This window comes from Pedobacter sp. ok626, assembly GCF_900100435.1.
Classification (GTDB): domain Bacteria; phylum Bacteroidota; class Bacteroidia; order Sphingobacteriales; family Sphingobacteriaceae; genus Pedobacter.
This window is the reverse complement of record NZ_FNEX01000010.1, coordinates 109,499-134,828: the sequence shown is the minus strand read 5'-3', so window position 1 is coordinate 134,828 and position 25,330 is coordinate 109,499. Positions and strand designations below refer to the sequence as shown.

Sequence of the window (25,330 nt, the reverse complement as noted above, 5' to 3'; positions counted from 1 at the left end):
TTTGGTTGATCCAGCAATCCTTTACTTTCGACGGAACAGGTTGCTGTAGTTGACATTTAGTTGATTCCAGGCTATACCAGTTCCAAAGCGTTGGGACTGGTTATTTTTCTTTAAGGTAAGGTTTTCTGCATATCGGTTGGTTTAGGTGAATTATTCGGTTTAATTGTATCGATTTCATTGATAGTTTTGGTCTTATCAGCCAGGTCCAATGTAAAGTCCTTTGCTATTGGTGGCAGGCACATCTGATTGGTACATGCCATGTATTTTACGGTAAAGGCTACGGTGGTCTTCCTTTCAGATTTGAGTTTTAGGGTCTGTGTAAATGTCACCCCTTTTGCGTAATAGGCTAAACTTTCCCCCTCTTTTTGCTCTTCTCCTTTTTCTGTCATCTCCCCAACAAATTCCACGTTGTCATCCTGAACAAATAAAAATTCAGTAGGCATTCCCATACCACCTGCTGCCCCCTGAGGGTAAATGTGATAAGGCGCCTTAACAACAGCATGCAGTTTGATCTGATAAGTTAAAGGTGCAATTAGTTCGCTGCTTAACTTCCAGGAAACTGGATGATTGTTCTGCGCAAAAGAGGCAACCGTAGTCTGAACCAGTATGATCAATAAAATAATTCGCTTCATATCTTTCAATTATTGCATTACATAAATTTTCTTACCCGTTACCTTGAATTTTACCAATCCGGATGATTCAATCGACTTCAAGACGGTTGACAAAGGCTTATCCCTTGATATCCATCCTCCAGATTCCATATTGTCTGGTACAGACGCGTCATAAATGATTTCCATATCATACCACCTGGCAATTTTCCGCATCGCGGTTTTAAATTCGATATGGTTGAGGTTGAAGTCCCCATTTTTCCAGTCCACATAATTTTCAACATCAATCTCCCGGACCGCAATCATACCGGAACGGTTTATCGCCTGTTCGCCTGGTTTGATGATTTTTTGTACATTTCCGGCGCTAATCTTTACTGAACCTTCCAGCAAAGTTGTAGCTGTACCCGGTTCATCGTGGTAACTGTTCACATTAAAATGTGTACCCAATACTTCTATCTGCTGACCTTTGGTGCGAACGATGAAGGGGTGATGTTTGTCCTTAGCCACTTCAAAGTAAGCCTCTCCCTCAACTAGTACGTCACGGGTTGTATTAATGAACTGCTGGGCGAAGGAAATCTTAGAACCGGCATTCAGCCAAACCTTCGTACCGTCAGACAAAGTAAACGTGTACGTCTGCCCATTTGCGGTGGACGCCGTTAATGTTTGATTTTTGAGTTCCACGTCTGCGCCTTTGTCGACTGAAGTTCCATCTGCATAAGCCAGACGATCCGCTCCTACCGACACACCACTTTGAAGCTCACTCAACCTGATGACTTTGCCATTCCCAAGCGTTATTGTCGCACCTTTTCTTCCTGGTTGAATATCCACATGGTCCTTTGCATATTCAATCTGATTTTTAGAACGATCAGGAGCAACAAAGAAATAAACGCAAATAGCCAGCACAGCAACTGCCGCAGCTACTCCGGCGATGCGTGGCCAAAGTTTGATACTTTTGCCAGAAGCTTTTCTGCTTTCCTGAGCCATACCGCTTGCTAATCCTGCTGCCGTCAGCTGCCATATGTTACTGGTGTCAGTCTCGTTAAAATTTTTAAATTCCTGCAGAAAATTGTCCTGAGCAACCAAACGGTTATAAAAATCAAGATGATCCGGAGAAGCATCTTTCCAGGCTTGAAGTTCCCTACCCCGCTCCGGGTCGAGCGCTCCTTCAAGCTCAGCAGTGATCAGTTTAGAAATATGAAACTCCTGTTCTAACATATAGGCTATTTTATTCAATCAAACACTTTTTAATGTTTGATAATATAGAAACGGGATGATTGCTTAAAACAACCATATAAAATTTAGTTTTTTTTCTATTTGTCGATAAATAATAAAAAGGCGAGCTGGAGTACACTGGAAACCCCTTTTTTTAGCAACGAGTTTTTAATAACAGCTATAGCTTTTGTTTTCTGGTTGCGAACGGTCTGTATAGAAAGACCAAGCTCCTCAGCAATTTCAGATGTGCTTTTCCCATCAATGTAGAGCATTTTAAAAATTACCTTCATTTTATCCGGCAGTTCTTCAATCTCTTTATTGACCAGGTCTAACACCTCCGTCTGTATTACATCATATAGAATGGTATCTTCGCCCGTTTCAAAATGAGTGATGTACTTTTCCTGAGCAACTGTTCTGACTTTAAGGCTAGCCAGGTAATCCAGACAGGCATTGCGGCAACTGATATAGAGAAAAGCTTTGATATTCTCCGCGGTTTTGAAGTTTTCATGCTTCTGCCAGAGTTTAAGAAAACATGCAGACACAATATCATCAGCCTCCGCCTGATCACTCACCATCCGGTTGGTAAAATAAGCAAGAGACTTGCTATGAAGCTTAAAGAAATGGGCAAGCGCTTTCTCGTCGCCATTCTGAAATGCTTCCATCCAATACTGTTCTGTTTGTTCCTGCTTAAATGCCATTGGCGGTTTTATTCCCGCAGGCAATATCATTAAAAAATCTGGATGTTGAAATTCGTTTATCTCAAGAATATAATGATTTATAAGGATCAACTCCAAAAATCAGCTAAATCAGAAAAAAACAAGAAACTAAACATCAGCAATATTCATGTAAAAAAGAGGGAATCTCATTTCTGAAATTCCCTTTTTCCGTGGCGCCCGCTTTCGATCTGAGCTCAAAAAAATTTATTGCTGATTTACTGTGCAGATAGCCATTGCTTCAAATCAGTACCCCCTAGCTTTGCTTCACCCTGAGGTACCAGACCATCATGCGGAACAGGTCCACCAAAGTATTCACTCTTTTTATTGGTGATCACCTGCTTACTGCCATCCTTTTCCCTTAGATATACCGCAAAAAATTCACTCAGTGAATGACGCTCAGGTCCGGCGATCTCCACAATACCATTAGCCGGCGAAGAAAGTGCCAGTTCAGTAACAAATGAAGCAACATCTTCAGCTGCAATCGGCTGAAATTCAACATCTGAAACATGGACTTCATTGTCTTTCGTAGCGCCCCCCACCAAAGCTGGAATAAATTCCAAAAACTGGGTATTTTTCTAAAAACCCCTCATGTTGTACATGCTTCGCCATTATTTATTTTTCATTATTTACGCTACTCACTGATGCTTTTTCCTGTGGCCTGAAGAGTAGCTATCTGTAATTTATATTCACCTGGTTCCTGCACAGTAAAAGTCAATTCACCATTTTCATTTGTGATCAAATTTATTGAATTTCCCCCAGGATTTTTTCCGCCTTTTACGATTACACCTTTAATCGGCTGACCAGGACGGGCCATCCTATTTTCGTCTGAAATTTCATTTTTACGTCCTCCAGTGTAAGTCCTTCCCTTTCTTTTATGGTTCTCAGATGGCGTACCGCTTAGGCCTTTCTCACTGATGCTTTTTCCAGGGGTCTCGGGCGTGGTTAATTGCAATGTATATTCTCCTATTGCTGTCAGGGTGAGCGTTACTTCCCCATTTTCGTTGGTAACGGCAATCATATCCCGCGGACCAGGATTTTTACCCCCTTTTACGATGATACCACCAATAGGATTACCCGGTTTTGCAAAAGCGGATGAATTTTGCATTGGATTTTCTGAAGCATTACCATCCTGCTGGAATAAAGGATTCACCAGATTTACACCGTTATCACCTGTTTTGATCACTTTACCTTTTAAACGCCTGTTGCTCACACTTTTTCCCAGTGGAACACTGATACCAAAATTTAAACCAAAAGCATTATACTTAACACTTTGACTGATAGCCTTACTGCTACCCATAGCCATTTGATCCTGGCTATAAAACCCCATATCGTTGGCTTTGCCCTGAGGCTTAAATAACTCAGTCTGACTTATAATTTCCGGGCCACTGGTGTAATTACCTTCTACATAAAGACCAATTTTTCCCGGAAAGAAAGCGATACGCAGTTTAGGAATAAAAGCAATCCCTGTAGTTTTAGCAGCTTGTTGCGCATAGATTTCTTTACTATAGCTTACACCGTTCACCGTACCATCTTGCACTACACTAATCGCATTTTGCTTTAAACTCATATAAGCTGCGTTTAAAACAGGTGACAAGGTAACCTTCCCAAACGAAAAATTAGCCTGTACACCAGCCTCAGCTTTAAAGCCATTTTGTTTATTTCCATCATTGTTTACCCTTATATCAGGTCCAACAGACTGTCCCGAAATATTGTAAGACGGAAGCGCAGCCAGCTTATAATCTCCAGCACTAGCAAAGTACTCGCCCCCGGCATTAAGACCAATAGTAAAGAAGTGCTCTGTATGGCCAGCCAAATTTCCATTTCCTTCTTTGGCAAACAAGGGTACATATACATTTGCACCTAAAGTATAGCCTTTAACAAGGTTTGTTTTTGTTTTGATTGAACTGCCCGGGTTATTTATTCCTCCACTTACAGACAATTGTGTATTCCCGCCTGGATTTTTACCACCTTTTACTATTACACCTTTAATCGGCTGACCAGGTGTTTGTGCGGTAGCGCAAAAACAGATAGTGGAAAAGAAGAGTGTGAATAACTTTTTCATGTTGAATGTTGCTTAGTTTAATAGTATATCAACATTCCAATAAAAATGTTACCCCCCTTCTATTTCTCTAGCAAGTTTTTTGGAATCCTGTACCAGTTTACTTGTAATTGAAGTCAGTATTTTGACGAGGCTCGATCCCAAATACTCATCGGCGTATAGTAGATTGGATATTAGCAATTTGTATTTTTTGGAATGTTACCGCCCCAGAGGTCTGAATTTGAAGTTGGTCTAAAACCCCATTACTGAAAAAAGTATCGGTTAAAACACTTAAACCACCATCTGCAAATACCTCAACTGAAGCAACATCTAAAATCACGGTTAAAGCAATGTTTCCATTTTTTGAAATGCGTGGCGCGATTGTCCTACGTGGAAAGCTTTTTTCAAAATTAACCAGTCCGGATTTGGTACGGTCAACATAAAACGAACGACTGGCCTGATCATAACCAACGATCAATTCATCACCTTTAGCATTACCGAACTGCAAGGCAAAATCGGCATCGCTGGTGGTCGTTAAATCCAGTTTGTACTTTCCTTTAAAGGCCGCAATTTTACCTGCTAAATTATACTTGCCCTTTACTTTTACATTGCCCAATACACCAGCTTTGCTTGTAATCGCAGCAAATTCCTTTACGGGCGCTGAACTCAGATAAAACGCTTTCCCGACCGGCTTAAGTGTCAATTCTCTTGGAATGGTCATGGCACCCCGCCAGGTTTGTGTAGGCACCAGATTGGCATAGTTCCAATTGTTCATCCAGCCTAGAAAAATCTTCCGGTCGCCAGTGTTTGACCAGGTAATTCCCGCATAATCATCAGCTCCATAATCTACCCAGCGCGTATCGGTATGATCGGCGACAAAAGATTGACCGTCAAACTGCCCGATAAAATACTGCGTCCCAGATCCACCACTCGGTGAACCCGGATTGATGCTCACCAGCAAAACCCATTTGGTGATTCCATTTACGCTTAGCTTAAACAGATCTGGGCATTCCCAAACACCACCATGTGCACCAACGCCTTCGCCAAATTCGCTCAAACGATTCCAGGACTTTAAATCTTTAGATCCATAAAAGGTGATGGATTGTTTGGTAGCCAAAGTCATGACCCATTGTTTCGTGGCCTCGTGCCACATCACTTTCGGATCCCTGAAATCCCAGATACCCGGATTCGGCAATACCGGATTACCTTTATACTTAGTCCAGGTTTTCCCCTCATCTAAACTGTAAGCCAGACTCTGATATTGGTGCAGACCTGTTTTAGCTTCTTCTATTTTGTGGTTATGATGGGTAAATATCGCTACCAGGGCATTTTTACCAAAACCAGCAGTATTGTCGCGGTCCACCACGGCGCTTCCTGAAAATATGGTTCCCAGGCTATCCGGATACAGTGCAATGGCTTGCTCCTCCCAGTGCATCAGGTCTTTGCTAATGGCATGCCCCCAATGCATAGGCCCCCATATGGTCGTGTTTGGACTATGCTGATAAAATAGGTGGTATTGACCATTGAAATAGACCATACCATTGGGATCGTTCATCCAGCCCTTTTTGGGCGAAAAGTGAAATTGGGGGCGGTAAATTTCTACCACATTATGCTGAGCTTTCGATAGATTGGCCTGGAACAGAGTTGAACAGATCAATACACCTACCGTATAAAATATTCTAGTTAGTTTCATCATATTATGATTGTATTACAAGTAAATATAAATTAATGGGTTACGACTTTTAAACTACTGATGGTTATGGTATTATTTTCGGCAAATAAGCTCCAGGGTTTTGACTGCATGCTATAGACCCTGTTACTCAAAGCCACCTGATCATTCAGGTAAAGCACAGCCACAGAACCATCAATTACCAAATTAAAAGCATATTGCTTCCCTGCTTCCCAATTGAAAGGAACACGGGTAATTTCAACGCCATTATTGTAGGCCGCAATTCGTTTGGCTGCGGGTTCAAATTTAATGAAGTAGCTGCTGTTGCTATCTTTCTGAGTATTGAAACCAAAACCTGCGGTACCCGTCAGATTGACTAAACTCAGGCTACCTTTAATCTGGGTTGTACCATTGATGCTGCCAAATGTATATTGCGCTTTAGCTGAACTGCCGGTCAGTACATATACACCTGCAGCCTGACTTACTGTACCGGATGTATTGCTGACTATCGGATCAGTTGATTTGGTAAAATAAGCACCGACTGCATCCGGACTTTTAACACCTAATTTGTCTGCACCAGACTTAAAAATCTGATGACTGATCAGATTCCCACCCCAGGTTTTACTGCCGCCATCATTTTCAGGATTCCTACGATGTGCCCAGCCAAAGGCAAATCGTTGTGTACCATTTGATGCCGAACGGCCTGCATAAAACTGGTACCCATCAAACATATCATTGCCATCTGCAGACTTTAACCATGGGCCCGCCGTTGAATTGGCTACACGGTAATGCGTTCCTGGGGTATTGCTCCAATCCTCAGCAAACAACATATAATACTTATCCTCCAATTTAAAGATATCGGCACATTCCAGCATCAGGTAATCGCCCTCGACATTCAAAGGCCCTTTTAAAGTCCATTGGTCCGTTGCCGGATCTGAGCTGGTATACACCAGGATAACGCCTTTGCCTGCACTTTGCGTACTCACCAGCATCCAATATTGCGAAAATTCGGAATTGTAAAAAACATAAGGATCCCTGAAATCGTTCCGGGAGTATCCATCAGGTGCTTTCAACGCAAAACCATTCTTTTTTGTCCAGCTGCCCATATCCTTACTGGTTGCGTACAATATCGCTTCACGGGAATTAACATCCGCCCATCCGGGATTATTGTTCTGCAACCAACTGCTATTATTGTTGTGGCCGGTATAGTAAAAATAGTTCAGGTCACCGGCTTTAACCATGGATCCGGTTCCAATCAGATGATCCTGCGTATTTTTATTTCCATAGGAGATCACCTCACCATCGTAACTAAAATCCAGCAGGTTTTTAGAACTGAATTTATGAATGGGATGCTGTCCCGCGCTGCTTTGTTTAACCTGATCGGGCGCATCATGCAGAAAAAAGATTTCAAACTGCCCATTGATAAAATAAGGCATTACATCTCCCACCCAACCTGTTTGCTGGCCATTTGAAGCAGCCGGACTAATAACCGGCTTAGGGAATATATGAAATGCTTCTTCTTTAAAAGGTTCTGCCTGTCCAATTCCTTTTTCTTTACTACAAGCCAGCAATGCTACCGCAAGCGTGCCTGTTAAAATAATTTTTCTAAAAATCATATTTCAAATCTTTGATGTCGTTAAAGGCCGCTTATTTTTTTAAATAGTCAATGGCATTTTTAGTGATCTTTTTAATGTTACCCAGGTAAAGGTTGGTTGTACTGCCACCACCAAGCGGCTCAGAATACCAATCGTAAGCGCCAAAGGCTACAATAACCACATTGCCTCCAGTGGTAGATGGCCATTCTGCAATACCTACCCTTCCGTTCAGGGCATCATCCCAATTCTCTGAAGCCAGGTTGACACCCCCTGTTTGTGCACGCCAGCCTGCCCCATCACCATAACCGCCCCATTCATTGACATACCACCATGCGGTATGGTTTTTCCTAAACGTCCCTTTTTGCAATAGCCAGGCTTTTCCGGCTTCGTACGTTTCCAGACCTTGAAAAATGGGATGTTGCTCCTGCGTACGGAATGAAATCCCCCAATTGCTGTTGGCCTCAACAAAGCCAGCGGTATCGCCAAAATCACCAAATACATTATTAGGGCCTTTTCCTGCCGGAACTATCCCGAGGGCTTCCACATAACGTGCGGCATAGGTCGTTAACAATAAAGCACCACCACCCGCACGATAAGCTTTAAGCGCAGTGACAACGCTTGTACTTAATGCAGCAGCTGGTAAATCTTGCGCCGAATCAAAATGCCACCAAATTACACGGTAGTTAGACAAACGCCTACCGCCTTCAATACTTTGAAAAGACACATAATCAGCTGTTGGATAATTCGTAAAGAACCAATCGGCCGCCGCTTTCTCATCGGGATTGCTGATCGCTGCCCTGGATGTAGCCAACCCAAGGAAAGCATATTCGCTAATGGAATTACTGATCACGTTAACTTGATAAACCACACTTAAATCACCTTTAGTTACAGTATAGGCTACCGGTTTGGAAAAATCCTGAGCAAGGCTTGCTACCGGGGCAAGCTGAACACCACCTTGCAATTCAATTACAGGTTTAAGGTTGCTGAGATCTGTACCATCCGGAAGTATCAGCGAAATGCTTTTACTTTCCTGATCTATTGTTCCCGCCACGCCATTGATACTAAATGAAACCAATGGTGGAACAATTTTAGCCAGTACCGTATAATCCTTATACAGGTTACCATTGGTAATACGGTAAGTTACAGCGCCGGTCATGTTTAGCTTTTGCCCGGCTACAGGTGTTACACTGGCCTGTTCTGGTAAATTAAATACGGGTGTCAGGCCTGTAAGATCAGTTCCAAAAGGCAGGTTTACCAGAATCTGCCCGGTTTGCTGGTTGATCTCGGCGGCAACATTATTGATGTTAAATGCGGTAAACTGAACCCGGGCATCAACATTGAAGCCTGTATTTTTATCTTTTTTACAACTGCCCCAGAGCAATGCTGCTGCGATCAACAGGCAAAGAATGGTTATTGGTTTGAAATTGCTGGTCATTTTTTTCTGATTTAGCTGTCGGATTAATTATAGCCTGGGTTTTGCACATAGCGGTTCTCGCTCCAGAAGATCTGATTTTGCGGAATAGGTAGATACTCGTCCCTTCCCTTGGTAAACCGGGCATTCTGATAAATACTTCTGGTGGACTTTTCTGCATTGAAAAATGCATTCATTTCCTGATCGGCAATGCCCCAGCGCATCAGATCGAAAAAACGCTCACCCTCCAATGCCATTTCCAGGCGTCTTTCAAAACGCAAAGCTTTACGTGCATTTTCCTGGTTCCAGATGATGTTTACACCAGGCATATAAGGTTTGACAGCGTATCTGGAAGTAGGTTGCCCATTGGCCATCACCAAACGGGCCGTACTTTTAGCAGCCCGATCGCGTATTTCATTGATCAAAGGTAAGGCCTCATTTTGACGGCCCAGCTCGATCAATGCTTCTGCTTTAAACAACAGGACGTCGGCATATCTGATCATAATTCTGGCCTTGGTATTCCCGAAAAATGGAGCAATATTAATAAAGCAGTCGCAGTCCGGGGAAACGTTCTCTTTCATAGAATTGTAGGTACCATAGATTGGTATATTTCTACTCCAGGCAGTGGTTACCAAACGGTTTGGATCATATTTCCATGGCGCTCCTGGTCTGGAAATGGTATGGTCCACCCTTGGGTCTACAGTATTTACTGAGAAATCGACATTTTGCTGGTTATAAGTATCCAGCAGTGGTAAACCGGCGGCATCCGTTTTAAAAGCATTCATCAGTGTTTGGGAAGGTTTTTGAAAATCGCAGCAGCCGATGCCTTGTGGCACAGTTAACATGTCGCCAAAATTCACCCTACCTCGTCCCGCACCATCATCTGTTGAAAACTGAACCGACATAATGGCTTCTACACCGTTCTCGAAACTACCAGATAAAAAATTATTGGCAAAATCTGGCTGGAGCTGATAACTGGAAGCAGCTACCATATCTGCTGCCTGTACCACTTGTTGTAATTTAGCAGGATCAATATTGATTACAGCGTGTGTTTCATTTTGTTGATAGGCCTGAAACAATCTGGTTTTGGCCAGAAAAGCATAACCAGCGTACTTATTGGCCCGACCAACCTGCGTTTGTTTAGCGGGCAGGTTTTCTGCGGCAAACTGGAAATCAGCAGCAATCTTCTCTAAAATCTGATCGCGGGTAAACTCGTTGTTTTTTACATTTTTATAATCCTGCGAAGGCAGTTTCTCGTCAATGTAGGGAATGTTCTTAAACAAATTTTCCAACATGAGATACCAATAACCGCGCAGAAAGCGCAATTCTGCACTGCGTTCTTTTACCAGGGGGTATTCATCAGCAGTAAACTTACTGATCACGCGAAGCCCCTCATTGGCTCTTCTAATGCCCACGTAGATATTGTACCACATCACATCATAGTTCCATTGATCTGGACGTGAAGTTACAAAGGTTTCCATGGCATGAAAAACATCGCCGTCACTGATCCCGCCTCCACCTTTATAAGCATCATCGGCACGTATATTGCCATATTGATACATGCTGAAAGCTCGGTTGATCTCATCATTACCCAGTTGAGAATAAGCAGCAGTCACAAATCCTTCAGCTTGTTCGGGCGTAGCTACCTGATCTTCATTTAACGAACCCTTAGGCCCCACATCAAGCGCTTTTTTACAGGAGCTAAGTCCCAGAACAGCCAACAGAGTTATATATAAATATCTTTTCATAATGATTCTGATTTTAAAGTTTAATATTGATACCACCGGTAATCACCATTGGATTGGGGTATCCAAAGCCTGGATTCTCTGGATCAAGACCCGAAAATGATTTTGATTTTAGTAATATCAATAGATTGTCCCCTCCAACATACAATCTGAGCGATTTCATCTTCAACTTACTGATATGCCTGGTGTTGAAAGTGTAACCAATCTGGGCATTTCTCAATTTCAGGTAAGAACCGTTTTCAATAAAATAAGTAGAGAAACGAGCTTCAAAATTGTCATCCGTTAAGGCCGCAGCAGGAATCTGCGAATTGGAATTGGTTGGTGTCCATGCATTTAATAAACGGGCACCTTTGTTAGAAGAAGATTCTACCGCACTCCAGAAATCAGTGAAGTATTTGGCATCATTCTTTACATCAATAGATCCGATACCCTGCAGCAAAAACGAAAGGTCAAAGTTTTTATAATTGATGGCCACATTGAAGCCATAAGTGAATTTGGGTAAGGGCACCCCAATCCAGCTGCGGTCGTAATCATTAATAACACCGTCTCCATTCAAATCGCGGTAACGAATCCTGCCCAAACCTTTACCTGGTTGTGCTGCATGCGCATCCAGGTCGGCCTGTGTTTTGAAAAGCCCATCAGCAATGTAACCAAAGTGGGAACCGTAAGCCCTGCCCAGGATATTCTGCCCCCTGCCATCTCCACCATAGGCATTGATCACTTCAGCAGGCAAGTGGGTAACTTGATTTCTAACCACATCAAAATTGCCGCTAAGGTCTAGCTTTAAATCGCGGCCAATCTGACTTCGGTGTCCCAGGCTCAGTTCAAAACCTTTATTCTGCATAGATGCGCCGTTAACCCAGGTATTCCCCCCTTCTCCCAATACCCCTATATAGGGCGGAAGCAACAAAATATCTGAAGTTTTTTTGATGTAATAACCGATACTTCCATAAATCTTTTGATTGAACATAGAGAAATCAAGTCCCATATCTGTCATTTGAGTAGCTTCCCATTTCAGGTCCGGGTTGGCATTTTGCGAAAGGTAAAAGCCGGATGGCAATACCCCACTTTTATTGCCATTGATGTCGTATGCTGTCGTATTATAGTTGGTCAGGTAAATGTTGTAAATCGCATTGTTGTTGATTTCCTGATTACCGGTTTTACCCCAGCCAAAACGCAGTTTTAAGTCGTCGAAAATAGTCGTATTGTTTTTAATAAAAGACTCTTCACTCAAGCGCCAGCCTGCTGAAAATGCCGGAAAAGTTCCGAAGCGGTTATTTTTACCAAAGCGGGAAGAGCCGTCATAACGTATGGTGGCGCTCAATAGATACCGGTCCATATAGGAATAATTGGCTTTAGCCAGATAGGAGAACAACACACTTTCTGCTCCGCTGCCACTATTGTCTTTGGCACCAGTTCCTGCATCCAGGTACATATAATCTGGATCTTCCAAAACAAAACCTTCTCTGGAGGCCATGAAAGAAGTGTTTTTTTCTCGGTAATACTCGGTACCAGCAATGACATCCAAACGGTGTTTATCTTGCTCAAGCTTATAGTTCAATGTGTTTGTCCAGGTAGTTTTAGTATTGTGGGTCTGGTTATTGATGACTTTGTTCACATCATTGACGAGGTAACCACTCTGGTATTTCTTTTGCCAGTTTCTTGAACTGTAATTTCCATAGTCTATACCAAAGTTGGAACGAAATACCAGTCCTGGCATCAGCTTCACATCTGCAAAGAAATTACCAAATAACCGCATGTAATCGTAACCGTTTTGTTTATTGTCTTCCAATACCCTTACCGGGTTTTGGCGGTCGTTCATGCCAGCTACAGGTCCGCCCCAACCTTTGCCGTCTACCGTATGCACCGGAATAATAGGTAATGCCTGCAGCGCAGAGTTGATGATATCTGCGGCCACTTCTTTGGTCTTGGTCAGGCTCAGGTTTTGTCCGATTGTGACTGCGCCATTCCACAATTTATAATCGGAATTCATGCGGGCAGAGATCCTGTTGAAATCGGTAGTCTTCACAATGCCTTTATTATCAAAATACCCCAATGACAATAAATAACTACCGTTTTCTGTACCATTTGACAATTGCGCATCATAGTTTTGAATGACTCCCAATTGGGAAATTTCGCCAAACCAGTCTGTATTGGCCGATTTCAAAGTCTGCGACACATTTAAATATTCAGGTACCATCACTTTATTTAATACGGGCAAATTGGTTGAGGGATCAACCTTCCAGTCGTACTGATACTGTATTCCATTGCTGTTTGGATCAAAGCCACTGTTTACACTGGCCTGCCAAAGTACACGGCCATAACCTTCTGCATCCAGCATTTTGAGTTTATTTACATAGGTCGACAAGGAGGTATAAGCATTCAGACTGGCTTGTGTACCCCCGGTTTTACCATGCTTCGTGGTCACGATGATTACCCCATTTGCTGCTCTGGAGCCATAAATACTAGCTGAAGAAGCATCTTTAAGCACCTGGATGGATTCGATATCGGCCGAATTCAATTCATGCATTCCAGCTTTGGTGGGTACACCATCAATGATGTACAATGGATCGTTGTTATTTAACGTTCCAATTCCACGAATGCGGACAGTGGCCGGGGCACTTGGCGCACCATTCCCTGTAATGTACATACCCGCCACTTGTCCCTGCAAGGCTTTGATGGGATTGGCTACGGACTGCTTTTTCATTTCATCCACGTCGACCACCGCAACCGAACCGGTCAAATCTTTTTTGCGTTCACTTTGATAACCTGTTACCACAACCTCAGTCAGTGCTTTGGCATCAGTTTCCAAAATTACATCCAAGTTTTTACGGTTAGCAACTGGCACTTCCCGGGTTAGAAAGCCCATATAAGAAATCACTAAAACTGGCTCGTTTCCAGACACATCAAGGCTATACTTCCCATTTGCATCTGTCGCAGTTCCTATTCGTGTTCCTTTAAGGAGTACATTCACACCAATTAAGGTTTCGCCCTTTCCATCGGTAACTTTACCGCTGACGGTGCTTTTTTGCTGCGCCCTGCTGAACTGAAAACAACAGGACATAGCAAGAATTAGTAGAACATATTTGCTCATACGCTTAAGTTTATATTGGTTTATATTGGTTTGTTACTAATTAAAAATGAAGATTAGTCAGACTTCTTTTCCAGATAAATCTGTCGAAATCAAACTTAGAATATTCAGGACAAGCTCCAGACTGAGCTGTCACAAATGCCCCCATCGCTACTGCATAATTCAACACCTCTTCTAAAGGCTCATCACTTAACTTCATGGCCAAAAAAGCCGCTAAAAAAGAATCACCGCTACCGACTGTATCCTGTACATCAACCGGATAAGCCGGGTAATCATAACGTATAGTTTCTGTATAATAAGTAGCACCCTTTCCTCCCTTGGTAATGATGACTTCCTGGAAATTAAACCGCTCAAAAAGGAGTTCAATCCTTTCCAGCTCATTGATGCAGGCCGGATTGAACCAGCCCGCAATCATTTCCAGCTCCGCAAGGTTCAATTTAACCAGGTCGCATTTATCCAACAATTGGATTACAAAATCCTGCGTATAATGCGGCTCGCGAATATTCACATCAAACACCCTATACTTTGCATAATCGAGCATTTTTAACAAAGCCTCTCTTGAAGTCTCATTTCTTGAACCTAGACTTCCAAAAATGAAGGCATCAGCATTGCTGATCAATTGCTCATGCGCCGGTTCCCAGCGAATGAAATCCCAGGCTACCGGAAAAAGAATATCATAACTGACCTCGTGGTTGTCACCCACAGTAGCCTGAACGGCACTGGTTTGATGCAAAGCATCTTGTTGGATATAAGTCAAGGGCAGTTCTATGGATTTCAGAAAATCTAACAATTCCAACCCAGCTTCATCTTGACCTACACTACTGATCATGTGGCTTTTTAGACCAAGTTTATGCAAATGGTATGCTACATTCATAGGCGCGCCTCCGGGTTTCTTACCGCCAGGGAGTAAATCCCAAAGTACTTCACCGAAACACACGACTGATTTATTCGATTGACTCTTCATATTCTTACTGTTAATGCATGGTTAAATGAGTTCCAATTTGTTCCAGGGACTGACCTTTTGTTTCGGGCATAAAACGCCATACAAATAGCAGCTGCAAGACCATCATACTTCCAAAAAAAGAAAAAGTAACGGCACCTCCAAAGGTTTCTGCCAGATAGGGAAAGCAAAAAGCAATAATAGCCGCCATCACCCAATGTGTAGAGCTACCCAGGGTTTGACCTTTAGCCCGAACTGAATTGGGAAATATTTCTGAGATGAATACCCAGATGACCGCGCCTTGCGAAAAGGCAAAGAATGCGATAAACATCATCATGTAGGCAGGAATGGCAAAACCGCTATAATTTTCGCTATAAAACGTATAAGCTACCAAAAACAACGCTGCGATTAAACCAAATGAACCGACCAGCATCAACACCCGTCGTCCAATCTTATCAATGAAATTAATAGCAATCAACGTAAAGATGAAATTGATCAAACCAATACCCACTGTAGACAAAAGAGAGGAATGTGCCCCTAAACCCGCCATCTCAAAAATACGCGGCGCATAATAAATGATGGCATTGATCCCGGATACCTGGTTAAAAAAGGCAAACAGCATGGCCAGCATGACTGGTTTTTTATATTGTGCCGAAAACAGACTTTCACTTTTTTCTTTATGCTCATCCATTTTTAATGCCGAGTTTTTGATAGCAGCTAATTCCTCTTCGCAATTCAGAGGATTAATGATCCGGAGGATTTCCAAGGCCTTATCATATGCAGCTTGTTTAAGAATAAGCCAGCGTGGACTTTCAGGAATGAAATAAATCAAGATTAAAAATATCAGGGACGGAAAAGCCTGTACCCCCAGCATCCAACGCCAGGACGCCTCGCCACCCTGACTGATCAGGTAATTGGAAAGGTAAGAAATCAGGATGCCCAATACCACATTGAACTGGAACAAACCAACCAAACGACCACGTCTGTTGGCTGGAGATACTTCTGAAATATAAATCGGCGCAACTACAGACGATATGCCAACTCCCAATCCACCTAACAAACGAAACATCAAAAACACATACCAATTGTCAGCAAGTGCGGTTCCTAAGGAAGATAACAAGTAAGCGATAGCTACAAAGTACAGCGTATTTTTACGTCCGAAGCGATCTGAAGGCTGCGATCCGATCAGCGATCCGATAACAGTTCCTATTAAGGCAATAGATATGGTTAGCCCATGCTCAAATACAGAAAGATTCCAGTATTGTTGGATTGATTTTTCAGCTCCGGAAATTACTGCGGTGTCGAATCCGAATAAAAAGCCGCCAAGGGCTACGACCGTGGACCAGGCCAGGACGGAATGTTTGCTCATACGTTTATGTTATATTATGGTTAACGAAACGCAAATTAGCCGAATTGTCAGTTACTGATAATCAATATCGTTTCAAAAGCGTACAATTTTAAAACATTATTTAATTAACTAAAAATCAGTACATTAAATAAAACAAACAACATTAAAAACCAGAAAACTTCAATATTTGAACACCAGACTTACAGTTTTGATACCTCCTTAGTATACACCTTAACCCTACACCTATGGTGCAGTTTTGACTTAGCGTACATTTTTCTTTACATTTACTTTCCAAGCGGCAATAGGTGCTGCATCAAGCCAATATAAATACTATCATATTCGTGATTAAGCCCAGACTTCTCTTTCTTCGCTACCTGGTATTTTTCCTACTACTGGCCATGCTATCGACTGGCTGTACTGAAAAAAAGAAACATCAGGAGTTTACGATTGGATTTTCCCAGTGTATAGGATCTGATTTATGGCGTAAGGGTATGCTGGAAGAAATGCGCATGGAGCTGTCACTGCATCCCGATGCAAACTTCATTTATGCCGATGCCGATGGCAATAGCCAAAAACAGGTGAGCCAGGTTAAAAAGATGCTGGAACAACATCTTGACCTGCTGATCATTTCTCCCAATGAGGCCCAACCCTTAACCCAGGTAGTAGAAGAAGCCTATAAAAAGGGAATTCCTGTGATCGTAATTGACCGGAAAACGGCATCCAGTTTATACACCGCCTATGTCGGGGCAGACAATTACCAGATTGGTAAAATGGCCGCAGCATACATCGGTGCCGCATGGAAAGAAAAGGGAAATGTGATCGAAGTGATGGGTCTTCCGGGCTCCTCGCCTACCATTGAAAGACAAAGAGGCTTTGCAGATGGACTAAAGCCTTTTAAAGAATTAAAGATCAGTAAAGAAATATATGGCGACTGGCTACAACCCAACGCAGCAGCAGAGTTAATAAAAATACAACCGGAACTGCATTCGGCAGCGGTTATCTTTGCACACAATGATGTGATGGCATCCGGTGCCCGGGAGATTGTAAAAAAGCTCAACCTCAATCCCGACATTAAAATTATTGGCGTAGATGCCCTGCCCGGCAAAGGAGCCGGACTGGAAATGGTGAGTAGTGGAGTTATTGATGCCAGCATCTTATATCCAACAGGCGGTAAAGAGGCCATTAACACCGCTTTTAAGATATTGAATAAAGAGCCTTTCTTGAAAGAAAATACCTTGACCTCCCTTGTGATTGACCCCTCCAATGTGGAATTAATGAAACTGCAATGGAATAAAATTCGTAGTCAGCAAAAAGACATTGAACGCCAGCAAACTTTACTGGACGAGCAAAAAGTACTTTTCAAAGATCAACAATTGGTGTTAAATGTCACCATAATTACCCTTGTGCTGGCTATCGTATTAGGGGGACTAGCCTTTTATGCATTGCTAGAGAACAGAAAGATCAATAAAAATCTCGAAGCCAATCATCAGGAAATACTCAGGCAGCGAAACCAACTGATTGAAATGTCCGAAAAAGCAAAATTGGCAACAGAGGCTAAGCTGGACTTTTTCACCAATATGTCCCATGAGTTTCGTACACCACTGACACTGATTCTCTCCCCATTGGAGGATCTGTTGAACCTGGATAAGATCAAATCCATTGCAGGGCATAACTTGAAGCTGATACACAAAAATGTATACCGATTACTACGGCTCATCAATCAACTCATTGAGTACCGTAAAATTGAATACGAGCAAATGAAAATCAAGGCGTCCCCAAACAACCTGGTGGAGTTTATCAAGGAGATTACGGAGAGCTTTCAGCACAATGCGCAGAAAAGAAATATAGACCTCAGACTGATTGCAAAAAAAACGGAGATAACAGCTTGGTTTGACGCCAATATGTTAGATAAGGTAATTTTTAATTTGCTATCCAATGCCTTAAAGTTTAGTCGGGATCAGGGCGCGATAACCGTAGATATATGGGAGGAATCCGATTTCATTTACGTATCTGTGCAAGACAATGGTATAGGAATGAGTTCGGATGACGCACTCCATGTATTTGAACATTTTTATCAGGCAGAAGGCTCCTCAACCAAAGGTTCGGGACTTGGACTATCCCTATCTAAAGAACTGATGCGGCTACACCATGGAGATATTAAGGTAGAAAGTATCAAAAACAAAAGTACCAGCTTTGTGGTAAGTTTGCCTACCGGGAATACCCACTTCAGTGAAACGGAACGGCAACAGCAACAATTAGATAAATCTGAATTGTATGAACAGGCACGGATCTATACAACAGATCTGGATGAGCCCACTGAACAGCAACAAAACCTATCGAATTCCTTGAGAGAGCAATCCATACTCGTTGTTGAGGACAACCCAGATTTGTTGAATTACCTTAGCCAAAAACTGAGTAGCCACTATGAAGTATTTACAGCCAGCGACGCAGAACAAGGCCTCATTGCTGCCTTCAGAGAAGTTCCCGATCTGATCATATCAGATATTGTCTTACCTGGCATCTCAGGCCGGGAACTGACTATAAAACTGAAATCCGATTTACGGACTTCGCACATTCCGGTTATTTTACTCACCGCTCAAGGCAGTACCGAGCAGCAAATTTCCGGACTGGAAAGTATGGCAGACACTTACATCGTGAAACCCTTTAATTATGACTACCTGATCGCAAACGTAAATAATTTACTAAAAATCAGAGAAATGCTAAAAGCACACTATACGAGTGATATCAGCTCAGCCGGAAAGCCCCAAGTATCAAGAAACCTTGACAAAAAGTTTTTAAATGATTTTGCCGGAATTGTAGAGGAAAATTTGGGAAATGAAAATTTCAACGTGGATGACATTGCCAAATCAATAGGCATCTCCCGTGTACAGCTATACCGTAAAGTTAAAGCATTACTCGGGTGCAGCATCACCGATTATATCCTTAGCAGAAGGCTAAAAAAAGCAAGTTACCTCTTGATCAACGAAAGCTATTCCATTTCTGAGATCACCTATATGGTTGGCTTTTCAACACCCAACTACTTTTCCACTGTATTTAAAGGCAAATATGGCCTCAGCCCTACCGAATTCAAAAAAAATAAATCAGTATAAAAATTATAAATCAGTTTCTATCTCCTGAACTCAAAAAATCTTATCTTCTTAAAACTCTTCAATTACCGGCCTGCTCTCTTCCTGTGCCATGATGTTAAGCACAAGGTAATTCCAGTTTTGAAAACCTTTATTTAATATCGGTTCTCCAGAATCTGGCTCATAATATTCGTGTAAAGCTCCATGCTTCTGAATATCCTTCCCAAACAATTGAATGGTTTTATTGGCGAGTTCAGTAGCCTCATTTCGGAAACCATATTTTACAAGTCCTTTATACACAAGGTAATTGGATATACCCCAAATCGGACCCAACCAGTTAGAGGGGTTGCCGCTGGCCCTTACACTGTACATCTTTTCTAATTTTGAAAGTGTACGCACACCATATGGCGCATTGAAAGTCCTTTCGTTTTTGTAATGTTCTATAACCATGCGTTGCGCCTGTTCTTGGCTGGCTATGCCACTCCACATTGCCAGGAAGCCAGACCAGGAGCCAATTCTTTGGATAAGTCCATCGTAGCCGCGAGGGAAGCCGCTATGAATCACCATGTCTAAGCCTAGTATCCGTCTTGGAACCTCAGAAATAGGCATCAAGTTAAGGTCTACCGAATAAAAGAATCCATCACGTTCATCCCAGCAATTTTTCTGTACAGCTGCTTTCAGCGCAATGGCATCCTGATCAAATTCATGAGCTACCTCTGGCTGATTTAAGCACTTTGCCAGATAAACCATAGCCAGAAGTTCTTTATACATGAGGCAGTTTAAGTAGATAGAGGCAGAGCTTCCCGGAGGACGAAAAAAGGTACTAGGATCATTATCTACACCAATGGCCACATCAGTTTGCCAGTAATACAAGCCTGTAGCTTTGTCGCGGTGATGCATTTTATAATTGGTCATAAAAGCCTGCATAAAATAGAATTTCTCGCGTAGCCATTCCGCATTGCCCTGATCTTGCTTAACTAAAAAGGCAGCATGTTGTGCCAGCACAGGTTTATGCATGTTCTCTTTATAAATATCTTTAGGCATTTGCGCTCTTGGATTGGTATTTCTCCATACCACAATAGGGATGTAGCCATCTGCACCGCCATAATCCAGGAAATTTAAAATGCAGCCACGTTCGTAGGCAAGGGCTTCTCTCTGTGCTTTGGCATTGCCTTCATCTGCTAAGATTTGTCGCAGTGCGATATTGCTGAGCCAGGAATCCCAATCCCATAAGTCATTGGCATATTGATCACTACCAGGTGTAATAAAAGGGTATTTTAGCGTACCGCCTGCTGGGCGGAACATGCCTTTGTAATCGTTGTAAATGTTTTTCCTGATCAGTTCTGTTAATTGTTGTGCATGAGTTGATTGACATAAAAACACACAGATCAAAATGGATAATATTGATTTCATGAATAAAATTTTATAGGATGAGCTAATTATTTTAGTCATAACCTTTAATTCGCTATTAAGCTTAAGTTCTTAACCTGCATCGTCAGTATGTTTAAACCAGGACATTCAATACCCATGGTAAATAGCGAAATTTTATAATCGTTGTAATTTTGTGACTGGGTAAGTATTCCTCGGCTCCAGGCTTCCGTTAACCCATTTTTAATCAGCGGAAGTAAATTTCCATTGATGTTTTTCCATTGTCCAACACTGAGTCCCGTAGAGCTGAATGGTGTAATTCCAACATTATAAATGAGTTGTCCATTAAATACATCCGCAGAAATAGCTTGTGGAGGCACAGGGTACCTGTCGTCAAAAAGCATAACCAAAAAGTACATCGCTTTTCCGTACCCTGTACTCGCAGGGTTTAGGTTTTGGATCAAAAAGGTACAGCTAAACTGCACAGCATGGATGGCTGAATTATACCCGATTTTTTGATTACGCGCGTGGTACAGGAGTTTAGCATCAATATTGAATTGTACACTACTTAAACTTCCTATAAATGGTGTGGTGGTACCCAACCATCCATCTGGATCGGCAATTTTTAAATCGGCCAGTAAATGAGGAAAAGGATTCGAGGCAGTACGGTAAACATTGTTAAACTCATTTTGACCGTTCATCGCAAAAATCAGGCTCCCATCAGTAGAAGTTGTTGGACCTATGGTGATGGCTTTATACGAGTTGGCAAAATGTGAGGACCCTGAGGCCAGCGTACTTGGGCTTGCGCCATAAATACTCGACTGACTATACCATTGCGCCAGCTTCCATACTGGACTTCCGTTAGCTGTAGTGTATTGCAATGGCCCTTGGATTGCGCCTGTACCGGGATGTAGGACATTGAAACCTTTTTGAAAATTCTGATCAGTGAGCAACTGAATAGGGGCAATTAATGTATTTAATTGATGATCTACGGAACGATTTGAAAGTGTTCGTATTCCAGTTTCTGGTTCTTCCTGTTGCTGTTTGCAACTTAGCAAACTACTGGAAATGAACAACAAAAACATAACTAGACTATGGACAAAATTGGCTGGAATACGGAAATTTCCCCTATATACTAATGGAGTAAAAATTTTATACATTTGGTTAGTGATTAATTAATATTCGGTTTTAGAAGAATTGTCTTTTTTTAATCCATAGCTTTTGTCAAAAAGCTTCAATAGGGGGCGTGTCAGAAGCGCTCCCAATTTTTTATAGGATTGATGAAATTATAAAATTACGGCATCACGATAATCCTCCTTCCTTCAAGCTTGAAATGAATAGATCCGGCAACCTCGAGTGGTTTTAATACATCCCAAATATTCTGGTAACGGGATATTCTTCCGCTAATTTCGTTTGTTGGGATGGCTCCTTTATAAATGATTTCTACATCATACCAACGGGCAATTTTGCGAATGGCGCTTTCAATGCTTTCATCTTTGAAAATGAAATAACCATTTCTCCAGGCCATAACTTCGTCTAGGTTCGCTTTACTGACTTCAATTTTATTTTGGTAAGTAGTAGCTTGTTGTCCAGGCTTTATCACCTTGATTACGTTGTTTTTCCCAACCTGAACTGAGCCTTCGAATAAAGTCGTTTTTAACTCAGGTTCGTCTTCATAGGCCATCACATTGAAATGTGTACCCAGGACTTTAATTTCAGTCCCGTTTGCACTTACTTTGAAAGGTTTCTTTTTGTTTTTTGCAATTTCGAAATAGGCTTCTCCTTTAAGTACTACATACCTTTGAGTGGCCGAGAAGACTGTTGGGAATGTAAGTGATGAATTGGCATTTAAAAGTACTTTACTGCCGTCTGCCAGAATAATTTCGTATTGCCCCCCTTTTGGTGTTGTAAATACATTGTAAGTTGAAGCAAATTCGGTATCGGTGCTGTCTGCGATTACCTGGTAGATAATTTGCCCATTGCTATTCTTTTTGATCTGGATATTTCCATAGTTGGTTAAGCTGGGTTCAGCAGAATTGTCCAGGTTTATTGTAGAACCATCTGCGAGCCTTAAAGTCGCTTTATTGGTTCCAGGATTGATGTGATATTTTACAGGCTTGCCTAAAGCGACAAGCTGATTTAGAACCTGGCTACCATTGAAACTGTAAAATGCGATACCCAGCAATACAACTGCAATTACTGCTGCTGCAACCCATCTGAATCTCATAAGAAAATGAACTTTATTTTCTGCAGGCGAAATCCGTTCATAAACTTTTAAATAAGAGGCTTCTGCAGCAGCATCAAACGGTAGCTCGATGCTTTCCCACAACTCTTTTAAAGCCTCTTCTTTTTGCTCCATGGAAACTGGCATACTAAGCCAGCCAAAGAACTTCTGCTGAAGATCTTTGGAATAGTTATTCTGGAAAAACAGTTTACATATTTGGTTAATTCTCGACATCTTGATCCCGTTTTACATACTTATAACTGTAAAATGAGGCTTTGCACCCAATGAGAAAATGTATTTTCATCAAAAACCACAATAACAAACTCTATATCAACAGTTTAATTTCATCAAAAGAATAGCGCAATCAGCTGAATCGTTTTTCTGATTTCTTTAAGTGCTAAGTTGAGGTGATTTTCTACGGTTTTTTTGCTGAGCGCGAGTTGTTCCGCTATTTCGTCATTATTTAAGCCCTGGGTGCGGCTCATTTCATACACCTTTTTTCTCTGTGGGGGCATGATGTTTACGGTAAGTTGTATCAATAATTCCGTTTCCCGGGCATACAAATCTCCCTCTATCGTATAAGCGGCATCCGGCTGATACCCATCAACAAACAGTTTTTCCTTACTCTTTCTAGCTATATGATCCAGTGTTATATTTTTAGCTATTTTGTAGATGTACGATCCAAGCAACTGAATTTGGGCCAACTTTTCCCGATGTTCCCAGACTTTAACAAATACATCCTGCGACAATTCTTCAGCAATTACTTCATCTTTGATCAAGTGTGTAATGAAACACTTTACTTTCGGAAAATATTCCATAAACAATTCCTTAAAAACGGAATGGTCTCCTGCAGCAATTTTTTGCAAAAAAAAAGATGATTTTTCGTTACTCACTAAATTGTTAAGAAAATACTTGTTTATATTGGTTAACAATGTTAATTGTTTTATTCAATAAACACAAGCGCTTTATAAAATAATAAGCAGACAAGTATCAAGAGTTTATTGAATATCGCTGCACCAGCAGAAGAAAACAGGCATTTTGCAATTGATCCGCCGATTTCTCTAATTCGATCGCCTTTTTCTACAACTCAGTCAGTTTCCTCCCCTCATCACCCTGTGCAAGAAATAATTTTGAAGAAATTATAAACCAAGAACAGAAATGAAAAAGGGAAAAAATATCCTCATTTGGTTATCCTCCATAACCGGAATACTATGCTTTATTGTCTATGTTCTTATTGACAATAAAGCTGCGGCCGACAATGAGATTAAAAAAGATCTCAGCCCTGTCCCCTATGCGGTCTCTGCCGCTTATGCAACTGAAACCGAGGTCCCTGGAGCATCGGTCTTCAGGGGACATATTGCCGCCAAAAACATAATCAACATCTTTAGTGAAGGAGAAGGAAAACTGACCAGTTCTGCTATATTACTGGGAAAAAACCTGAGCAAAGGGCAAGTGATCGGGCGGATCGACAGGACCATCAAGACGGCCGCCAATCAGATCAATGTATTGGGACTGGCAAAAGCGAAAACAGATTATGAAACAGCCAGAAGAAATGCAGCCCGCTTTGAAGCATTGTTAAAAGAAGACAATGCTTCCTATGTGGAGGTAGAAAATGCCCGTTTACAACTGAGCTCCGCAGAAATGCAGCTAAAAACTTATCAACAGCAGCTAACCATTTCCAACAAAGAAGTGGGACAGCTGAACATTGTATCACCCGCAAACGGAATAATTGTAGAGAAAAAATCAAATCCCGGTGATTATATCAGCCCGGGAACGCTTCTTGGGGTTATTGCAGAAATGGACCATGTGCTGGTTAAAGTATTTGTTCCGGAACAGCTCATTACAAAAATACAGGTGGGCAGAACGGTGAGCATCCGGCCTGATGTTTATGTGAACACCAGCCTGAAAGGAAAGATTAAAACCATTATTCCACTGGCCAATGAAGCCAAAGCATTTCCGGTGGAAATTGAAATCCACAACCCAGAAACCACACCATTGATGAGCGGCATGAATGTTTCCGTTCATTTCAATGAAGATTTGTTCTCTAAAGCCCTCACGATTCCAAGGACAGCCCTATTGAGGGATGTTAAAGGAAACTATGTATACGTGATCGATTCCAGGAAAAATCCGCTGCGAAAAGCAGTGGTTCCGGGCAGAGATATCGGTACTACAGTTGAAATTAAAGAAGGGCTGAAAAAGGGAGATCTGGTGATCAGTTCCGGCCAGGGAAATATCGAGCCTGGAAAAGTATTGAAATCTTATACCTTAAATTAACGCAT

Annotated in this window: 18 protein-coding genes; 2 read left to right on the top strand and 16 right to left on the bottom strand. The window is 41.9% G+C overall.

All coding sequences use genetic code 11. The features are described 5' to 3' along the window. Nucleotides 1-110: 110 nt before the first annotated feature. The 12 genes from BLS35_RS15215 to BLS35_RS15160 form a co-directional block, all read right to left on the bottom strand. Nucleotides 111-632 carry a protein-disulfide reductase DsbD domain-containing protein gene (locus tag BLS35_RS15215; RefSeq protein ID WP_090782514.1) on the bottom strand — a complete coding sequence of 174 codons (522 nt, stop codon included), beginning with the start codon at nucleotides 630-632 and terminating at the stop codon, nucleotides 111-113. Nucleotides 633-641: 9 nt separating this feature from the next. Continuing rightward, nucleotides 642-1,823 (bottom strand): FecR family protein, encoded by a 1,182-nt coding sequence (locus BLS35_RS15210; RefSeq protein ID WP_090782512.1) that lies wholly within the window; start codon nucleotides 1,821-1,823, stop codon nucleotides 642-644. A 95-nt stretch (nucleotides 1,824-1,918) separates the two neighbouring features. Further along, nucleotides 1,919-2,518, bottom strand: coding sequence for an RNA polymerase sigma factor (locus BLS35_RS15205; RefSeq protein ID WP_254778901.1), 600 nt, complete (start codon nucleotides 2,516-2,518; stop codon nucleotides 1,919-1,921). A 233-nt stretch (nucleotides 2,519-2,751) separates the two neighbouring features. Then, on the bottom strand, nucleotides 2,752-3,096 hold the full coding sequence (locus tag BLS35_RS15200) for a hypothetical protein (RefSeq protein ID WP_090782510.1): 345 nt from the start codon (nucleotides 3,094-3,096) through the stop codon (nucleotides 2,752-2,754). Nucleotides 3,097-3,167: 71 nt separating this feature from the next. Further along, complete coding sequence (locus tag BLS35_RS15195; protein ID WP_090782508.1) at nucleotides 3,168-4,598, bottom strand: prealbumin-like fold domain-containing protein; 1,431 nt, start codon at nucleotides 4,596-4,598, stop codon at nucleotides 3,168-3,170. 145 nt (nucleotides 4,599-4,743) lie between these two features. Then, nucleotides 4,744-6,270 carry a glycoside hydrolase family 32 protein gene (locus BLS35_RS15190; RefSeq protein ID WP_254778899.1) on the bottom strand — a complete coding sequence of 509 codons (1,527 nt, stop codon included), beginning with the start codon at nucleotides 6,268-6,270 and terminating at the stop codon, nucleotides 4,744-4,746. Nucleotides 6,271-6,299: 29 nt separating this feature from the next. Beyond that, complete coding sequence (locus tag BLS35_RS15185; protein ID WP_090782504.1) at nucleotides 6,300-7,859, bottom strand: glycoside hydrolase family 32 protein; 1,560 nt, start codon at nucleotides 7,857-7,859, stop codon at nucleotides 6,300-6,302. 31 nt (nucleotides 7,860-7,890) lie between these two features. Next, nucleotides 7,891-9,273, bottom strand: a complete 1,383-nt coding sequence (locus BLS35_RS15180; RefSeq protein ID WP_090782502.1) for a DUF4960 domain-containing protein — start codon at nucleotides 9,271-9,273, stop codon at nucleotides 7,891-7,893. 23 nt (nucleotides 9,274-9,296) lie between these two features. Beyond that, nucleotides 9,297-10,997, bottom strand: a complete 1,701-nt coding sequence (locus tag BLS35_RS15175; protein ID WP_090782660.1) for a RagB/SusD family nutrient uptake outer membrane protein — start codon at nucleotides 10,995-10,997, stop codon at nucleotides 9,297-9,299. A 13-nt stretch (nucleotides 10,998-11,010) separates the two neighbouring features. Further along, entirely contained in the window at nucleotides 11,011-14,088 is a 3,078-nt protein-coding gene (locus BLS35_RS15170; protein WP_165973316.1) for a SusC/RagA family TonB-linked outer membrane protein, read from the bottom strand. Nucleotides 14,089-14,128: 40 nt separating this feature from the next. Then, nucleotides 14,129-15,049: a carbohydrate kinase family protein gene (locus tag BLS35_RS15165; protein ID WP_090782498.1), complete on the bottom strand. Its 921-nt coding sequence runs from the start codon at nucleotides 15,047-15,049 to the stop codon at nucleotides 14,129-14,131. A gap of 10 nt (nucleotides 15,050-15,059) precedes the next feature. Beyond that, complete coding sequence (locus BLS35_RS15160; RefSeq protein ID WP_090782496.1) at nucleotides 15,060-16,394, bottom strand: sugar porter family MFS transporter; 1,335 nt, start codon at nucleotides 16,392-16,394, stop codon at nucleotides 15,060-15,062. A 320-nt stretch (nucleotides 16,395-16,714) separates the two neighbouring features. Here BLS35_RS15160 and BLS35_RS15155 point away from each other — a divergent pair, with 320 nt between their 5' ends. Continuing rightward, complete coding sequence (locus BLS35_RS15155) at nucleotides 16,715-19,483, top strand: hybrid sensor histidine kinase/response regulator transcription factor (RefSeq protein WP_254778897.1); 2,769 nt, start codon at nucleotides 16,715-16,717, stop codon at nucleotides 19,481-19,483. Between the two features lie 48 nt (nucleotides 19,484-19,531). Here the strand turns inward: BLS35_RS15155 and BLS35_RS15150 are convergent, their stop codons facing one another. The 4 genes from BLS35_RS15150 to BLS35_RS15135 form a co-directional block, all read right to left on the bottom strand. Further along, nucleotides 19,532-20,872: an MGH1-like glycoside hydrolase domain-containing protein gene (locus BLS35_RS15150; protein WP_090782494.1), complete on the bottom strand. Its 1,341-nt coding sequence runs from the start codon at nucleotides 20,870-20,872 to the stop codon at nucleotides 19,532-19,534. 44 nt (nucleotides 20,873-20,916) lie between these two features. Next, nucleotides 20,917-21,987, bottom strand: coding sequence for a hypothetical protein (locus BLS35_RS15145; RefSeq protein WP_132225999.1), 1,071 nt, complete (start codon nucleotides 21,985-21,987; stop codon nucleotides 20,917-20,919). 134 nt (nucleotides 21,988-22,121) lie between these two features. After that, on the bottom strand, nucleotides 22,122-23,285 hold the full coding sequence (locus tag BLS35_RS15140) for a FecR family protein (protein ID WP_090782490.1): 1,164 nt from the start codon (nucleotides 23,283-23,285) through the stop codon (nucleotides 22,122-22,124). A 113-nt stretch (nucleotides 23,286-23,398) separates the two neighbouring features. Next, nucleotides 23,399-23,944 carry an RNA polymerase sigma-70 factor gene (locus BLS35_RS15135; protein WP_090782656.1) on the bottom strand — a complete coding sequence of 182 codons (546 nt, stop codon included), beginning with the start codon at nucleotides 23,942-23,944 and terminating at the stop codon, nucleotides 23,399-23,401. A gap of 265 nt (nucleotides 23,945-24,209) precedes the next feature. On the opposite strand from BLS35_RS15135, the gene BLS35_RS15130 reads away from it, so the two are divergent. Next, nucleotides 24,210-25,325, top strand: a complete 1,116-nt coding sequence (locus BLS35_RS15130; protein WP_090782488.1) for an efflux RND transporter periplasmic adaptor subunit — start codon at nucleotides 24,210-24,212, stop codon at nucleotides 25,323-25,325. The last annotated feature ends 5 nt before the right edge of the window (nucleotides 25,326-25,330 follow it).